The sequence below is a fragment of the Mucilaginibacter sp. P4_G9 genome, assembly GCF_056400985.1.
This window is the reverse complement of the sequence record NZ_JBFUKF010000527.1, coordinates 1-2,923: the sequence shown is the minus strand read 5'-3', so window position 1 is coordinate 2,923 and position 2,923 is coordinate 1. Positions and strand designations below refer to the sequence as shown.

Annotated in this window: 3 protein-coding genes; all 3 read left to right on the top strand. The window is 42.3% G+C overall.

Annotation, left to right across the window (positions count from 1 at the left end; all coding sequences use genetic code 11):
- Positions 1-691: class 1 fructose-bisphosphatase (gene fbp / locus AC1DPZ_RS24845; RefSeq protein ID WP_477408531.1), on the top strand; the 691-nt coding region annotated here is incomplete at its 5' end.
- A gap of 12 nt (positions 692-703) precedes the next feature.
- The gene (locus AC1DPZ_RS24840) at positions 704-1,177 is read left to right on the top strand and encodes an Lrp/AsnC family transcriptional regulator (RefSeq protein WP_477408529.1); all 474 of its coding nucleotides are present in this window, start codon (positions 704-706) and stop codon (positions 1,175-1,177) included.
- Between the two features lie 416 nt (positions 1,178-1,593).
- Positions 1,594-2,923 (top strand): sensor histidine kinase (locus AC1DPZ_RS24835; RefSeq protein WP_477408527.1); only part of this gene is annotated, 1,330 nt, incomplete at its 3' end.

Below are 2,923 nucleotides of genomic sequence, written 5' to 3'. Positions count from 1 at the left end.
GTCCAATATTGATGTGAATGTGCCCATTGGTACCATCTTTTCAATTTACCGAAGATTATCCCTGGAAGAACCGGCGACCCTGGCCGATGTGCTGCAACCAGGTACGGCACAGGTAGCGGCCGGGTATATAATTTACGGCTCATCTACCATGCTGGTTTATACCACAGGGAAAGGCGTGAACGGGTTTACGCTCGATCCATCCATCGGTGAGTTTTGTTTATCGCACCCGGATATGCGGATTCCTGAAGATGGTGTCATCTATTCTATCAATGAAGGGAATTATGTACATTTCCCTAAAGGAGTGAAGCAATATATAAAGTATTGCCAGGTGGAGGATAAGAGTACCAGCCGGCCTTATACTTCGCGCTACATTGGCTCTATGGTGGCCGATCTGCACCGTAACCTCATCAAGGGCGGTATTTTTATTTACCCGGTTACATCTGCTGCGCCTAACGGCAAACTGCGCCTTGTTTATGAGTGTAACCCAATGGCTTTTATTTTGGAGCAGGCCGGGGGCAGGGCAACCAATGGTACAGACAGGATACTGGAGCTTGATGTGCAGGAGCTGCACCAGCGTTCGCCAATTTTTATTGGTTCGGTTAATATGGTAAAAAAGGCCGAGTGCTTTATGCGGGAGGCCGGGGTGCTTTCTTTTAATGACGCGGAACCTTTTTTAACAAAAGCATCATAGCTTATATTCATCATGCAGAACAATCAACTCGACGATACCGATATTGCTATTATACAACTATTGCAGAAAGATGCGCAAATAACACATAAGGAGATTGGCTACCTGCTGCATAAAAGTGTTACCCCCATTCATCTTAGGATAAAGCGGCTGGAGGATGAGGGATACATTAAACGCTACGTGGCCATTATTGATCCTAAAAAGGTTGGCCGGGGCCTTATCGCTTATACGCATGTACAGTTAAAGGAGCACTCCCGGGATGCGTTGCTGGCCTTTCAGCAGGAGGTGGTTAAGCTGCCCGAAATCATGGAATGTTACCATATGACCGGGATTTTTGATTTTTTGCTCCGTATAGCCATAAGTGACATGAACGAATACAACGTACTGCTGATGACGAAGCTGGCCGGATTGCCGGATGTAGGTAATATGCAAAGCTTTTTCGTATTGTCGGAGGCAAAACAGGAAACCGCTTATCCTGTACATATATAAACGTGCCCCCTTATACCCGGTTGATAATTCCGTAGTTTATGTCTTGATCGTCGATAAGTCTTTCATCTATTTGTCATTCTCTCCTTCAACGTCGCCGGATTTTACCTCGTGGCATAATCGTAGTTAGGTTCCAAACCCAATACGTTTTCGCCATTTTTACAGGATCATCATAGCGGATACCAGCCAATGGCGGTGAGATATATGTTTCACGAATGCGTAAAAATATTACTGAATGAAATTTAAATAGCTGCTAAGCGTTCTCCCTTTCATGTGAGCATATTTAAAAAGTGCATAAGGTTGAAATTTCTATATTTGCGAAATTTTATAAGTTATTTGAACGAAAAGGCGTCGGTAGGTGACCTTTTATTAACAATACCTGAACCAATCAATTTTCCCCTGTTTACAACGAGTCAACGATGCTAAAAAATATAGGAGTTACAAAAGGAAGATCAACACATTATCACCGCAGGATATTTATCATATTCCTGGTATTTACCTTCCTGATCACCGCTGGTTCCCTGTTCCTGAGAAATTCAATTTCAAAAAAACTGCAAAACCTTGGTCAGCAATATAAAGACCCGCTGCAATCGCAGGAGATCAATAATGTTTTGCTGGATTTAAACAGTGCAGAAAATGATTTTCAGAAAGCGAGTTTATACGGCGGCACCGAAAAGTTGGAGTCCTATAAAACAAAGCTTACAAATGTTTTCAACCAGATTAATACAATACTTAATAAGTATAAAGCTGATATCCCCAAATATTTTCCAGCGGGTAAGGGTGAGCTTGAAAAAACTTTTGACCGTAAATTATCAATGTCAAAAGAAGTATTTGAACTTAAGCACAAGTTTGATTCGCTTTTAAACGCAACAACCATACAGGGGATTAAAGGGCAGGGTAATTTAAATGCTGCGGCCGGTTATCAAACCAGGCGTCATTTCAATGTGAAAAATGGCGCCGATACACTGGTAAAAGAAATAAATGCACCCGCCAGCAAAAACGGTTTGTTTAAACGTTTGAAGGATGCGTTTAATAATAAAAACCAGGCAGGTACCGCTGTAAGGGTACTTACAGTCAATCGTGTAAAGCAGATCAGCGATTCGGTAACACGGTCTTTAGTCAGAAAGCAAAATCTATCGGTTGAGCAATTAGTACGGGAATTAAATGAAGAAAACAATCACCTCACCGAGTCTAACAAGCAGCTGATAGCCGCCAACCTTAACCTGGTTATTCAGCTTCATCAGTTGGTACAGGAGCTCAAAGATGTTCATATTAATGCCTGGGAATTAAGCCGGAATAAAACACTTGCCCAGTACCAGCTTGCAACAAGCGAGCTTAACAATTTTACCGGCGTGGCCATTATCATGATTCTTATTTTCATCATCCTGCTTCTTGTTTACATCCGCAAGGCAGGAAAGGCAGAAGAGCTTTACCTGGGAGAAAATGAACGAGCCATTGCCCTTGCCGAGCAAAAATCGGAGTTGCTGGCCATTATGAGTCATGAAATCCGTAATCCGCTTACAACCATTACCGGAACAATTTATATTTTAAATAAAACCATTCGTTCACCCGAGCAGCAAAAACGGCTTGCTTCTATGAACCATGCTGCCCAGATGTTAATGGAGACTATTAATAATATACTTGACGCCAGCAAGATAGATCATCAGAAAGATGAAGTGCTTAACTTATCTGAGTTTAATCCCTACCAGGAGATCAACCAGGCAATAGCAGCCATGAGTTTTCTTGCAG

Bases quoted from the DNA above. Each gene is read 5' to 3' on its own strand.
- AC1DPZ_RS24840 (WP_477408529.1), top strand. From the start codon at position 704: ATGCAGAACAATCAACTCGACGATACCGATATTGCTATTATACAACTA.